We start from the raw sequence: 3,330 nt of genomic DNA on the forward strand, positions 1-3,330 counted from the left end.
GACTCTAGGCGCTCTAGCGCGAACGGAGTTGACGTTCCAGGTTGCGATTTTCACCTCACAACTCTAACCAGCAAACCTTGCTAGCCTTGGCACATGACCTTCACCGCACCGGATAAGCCACGACTTGTTGAACTAATCAAAGAGCTGGCAATTGTTCATGGCAAGGTGACACTCTCTTCAGGCCTAGAGGCCGACTACTACGTTGATCTTCGCAGGGCAACCCTGCACCACGAGGCTGCTCCTTTGATTGGCAAGGTTATGCTCAAGCTTTTGGATGACAACGGTTTTGGTGATGTTGACGCAGCCGGTGGTCTGACCATGGGGGCAGACCCAGTTGCTAGCGCTCTATTGCACCAAGCTGCCGCTCAAGGTCGCAAGCTAGATGCCTTCGTAGTTCGCAAGCAAGCCAAGGCACACGGTATGGGCCGGCAGGTTGAGGGACCAAGCGTTGTTGGTAAGCGAGTGGTTGTTCTTGAGGACACCTCAACAACCGGTGGTTCACCGCTGACTGCAGCCGAGGCTTTGGTTGCAGCAGGAGCGAACGTAGTTGCGGTGGCAACAGTTGTGGATCGCGACACCGGTGCACGCCAGGCCATTGAGGCAGCCGGCTTTGCATATTTGACCGCCATCACCCTAGAAGACCTAGGTCTAACGAAGTAGGTCTTTTGTGAAGCGCAACTTAGCGCCGTTCGTATTGCTGCAAATCTCATCGATCACCAGCGTCATCTCTGGCTCGATGGTGTTTATCGCAATTCCCTGGATAGCACTGGAGATAACTGGCACCTCGACTGCGGCTGGGCTAGTGGTTTCTTTGACCGCTATCCCTGCATTGTTGCTGTCTCCAGTCTTGGGGTCGGTTATCGACAAGTTCGGCAGAAAGAACATGGCGAACGTGTCTGAGCTTCTGACAGTGCTGACCTCGATCATGATTCCGATTTTCGCTGGTCTGTGGCAACTTACGATGCCGGCTCTGTTTGGCATCGGCATTCTCAGAGCTGTGGTGGCCCCTGGCGGTGCAACAGCGCGAAAGGCTTTGGTTCCGGACGTCGCGGCTGCGGGAAAACTGACCTTGGATCGTGCCAACTCAATCCACGAGGCTGTCTATGCATCCGGTTTTGCAATCGGGCCGGCGCTCGCAACCTTCTGCATCGCTGCAATGGGTTCAGCAAACACCTTCTGGGTGGTGGCAGGTTTTGGTGCTGTTTCGGCATTCTTTGCACTACTGATTAGGGTGACCGAGCAGCATGAGCCAAACGACGAGAGCGAAAAAGAACCGTTCTACATCTACGCCATCCAGGGTTTCAAGATCCTCTTCGCAACCCCTTCGGTCTTGGTTTTGATGTCGGCGATTATGACGCTGGCGCTGATTTATCTCCCAACCGAGATGTTGATTCTTCCTACCGCCTACAACGAAATGGGCGACCCTGAAGGCCTAGGGCTTGTGGTGTCGGCGATGGCTTTTGCTGCGGTGTTTGGAGCATTGTTCTTCGAGCGGATTCACAAGCGAATCAGCTACTCAAATATTCTTCGAATCGGAATATTGGGCGTCCCGCTATCCATGATCCCAATGAGCCAGATACCTCCGCAGTGGGCAATGATCTTCTTCGGTCTGATTCTCGGTTTGGCATGGGGTCCACTGTTGCCGCTACTGAACACCGTCATTCAAACCAAAATCCCGGCCAATAAGCGCGGACGCGTCTTCTCTTTAGAGATGACAGTCTGGTCAGCCGGACCAATGATTTCTATGGTTCTGGTTGGCGGGGCGGTTGATGCCTTTGGCGTGAAGCCGATCTACCTTGCGTTATCGCTAGGTGTCTTGGTCGCAGGGGTATTAGTGGCAACCAACAAATACATCAAAGAGCTGGATAGCTAAATTAGATCTGCTACTGAATCAAGAATCTCGGTTGGTCTAAACGGATACTTCGCTATTTCAGCGTCATCCGAGATGCCGGTTCGAACCAAAATGGTGTGAAGTCCGGCTTCGATTCCGGCAACAATGTCGGTGTCCATGCGGTCACCAATCATTGCGGTGTCCTCGGAGTGGACATTGATCTTGTTCATTGCGCTTCTAAACATCATCGGGTTTGGCTTTCCAACAATGTATGGAGCCTTGCCGGTCGCAGCGGTAATTAAAGCCGCCACCGAACCGGTGGCTGGAAGTGGTCCATCTGCAGAAGGTCCGGTGACATCCGGGTTGGTGGCAATAAACCTGGCACCCTTGCCGATTAGGCGAACCGCTTTGGTTAGGGCATCAAAGCTTAGGTTTCTGGTCTCGCCCAAAACTACGTAGTCCGGATCAACCTCGGTCATCACATAGCCGATTTCGTGCATTGCGGTGGTGAGGCCGACTTCGCCAATAACAAATGCGGTGCCGTGAGGCTTTTGGGACTTTATGAAATCTGCCGTGGCAAGGGCTGAGGTGTAGATGCGCTCCTCAGGGACGTTCAGTCCACCGGCCTGCAGCCTGGCTGCCAAATCTCTTGGGGTGTAGCTGGAGTTATTGGTTAAAACCAGGAACTCGGTTCCCTCGTCCTGCCACTTTTTGATTAGCTCAACAGCTCCAGGAATTGGCATTCCCTCGTGCCAAAGCACGCCATCCATGTCGGTAAGCCAGTTTTTTACTCTTGAACGCCCAGTCATACGTCCAGCCTAGCTTTAGGCTTAGCGAAGATGAGTGAAGAAAACCTAACCGGAACCCACGAGCAGTCAACCTGGGGAGTAGGGCCGTACTCGGGCGATCCTGCCAAGGACCCAAATTTTTCAAAGTTTGACCCAGAGCTACTGGCAAATGGCGACACCAGAAACGTGATTGATGTCTATCGCTACTGGTCAATGGAGGCGATTGTTGCGGACTTGGATACCAAGCGCCACGGCTATCACGTTGCTATCGAGAATTGGCAGCACGATCTAAACATCGGTTCGATCGTTCGAACCGCAAACGCCTTTATGGCAAAAGAGGTTCACATCATCGGTAATCGCCGCTGGAACCGTCGCGGTGCAATGGTCACCGACCGCTACCAGCACGTTACCCACCGGCCCGACGTTGACAACCTAATTGAGTGGGCAAAGACTGCAAGTTCAACCGGCGGCAAGCTTCCGATCATTGCGATCGACAACGTTCCGGGCTGCAAGCAGATCGAGAATGTTCAATTGCCAAAAGAGTGCGTATTCCTATTTGGCCAGGAAGGCCCGGGACTATCGCAGGCAGCTCTGGATGGTGCGGACATGGTTTTGGAGATTGTTCAGTTCGGTTCCACAAGATCAATCAATGCATCAGCGGCAGCTGCAATAACCATGCACTCTTGGGTGATGCAGCACGTTTTTAGTTAG

At 53.1% G+C, this 3,330-nt stretch carries 4 protein-coding genes; 3 read left to right on the forward strand and 1 reads right to left on the reverse strand.

The annotated features are described in order from the left end of the window. The first annotated feature begins 93 nt into the window (after nt 1–93). The gene (gene pyrE, locus AC128V_RS06850) at nt 94–660 is read left to right on the forward strand and encodes an orotate phosphoribosyltransferase (protein WP_482763927.1); all 567 of its coding nucleotides are present in this window, start codon (nt 94–96) and stop codon (nt 658–660) included. Nucleotides 661–667: 7 nt separating this feature from the next. Beyond that, nucleotides 668–1,873, forward strand: coding sequence for an MFS transporter (locus tag AC128V_RS06855; RefSeq protein ID WP_482763928.1), 1,206 nt, complete (start codon nt 668–670; stop codon nt 1,871–1,873). On the opposite strand, the gene AC128V_RS06860 is transcribed toward AC128V_RS06855, so the two are convergent. Further along, nucleotides 1,870–2,640 carry an HAD-IIA family hydrolase gene (locus AC128V_RS06860; RefSeq protein WP_482763929.1) on the reverse strand — a complete coding sequence of 257 codons (771 nt, stop codon included), beginning with the start codon at nt 2,638–2,640 and terminating at the stop codon, nt 1,870–1,872. The two genes, AC128V_RS06855 and AC128V_RS06860, sit on opposite strands and share 4 nt — an antisense overlap. A 30-nt stretch (nt 2,641–2,670) precedes the next feature. Between AC128V_RS06860 and AC128V_RS06865 the strand changes: the two genes are divergently transcribed. After that, entirely contained in the window at nt 2,671–3,330 is a 660-nt protein-coding gene (locus AC128V_RS06865; protein ID WP_482763930.1) for a TrmH family RNA methyltransferase, read from the forward strand.

The sequence above is a fragment of the Aquiluna sp. genome, from assembly GCF_965064355.1.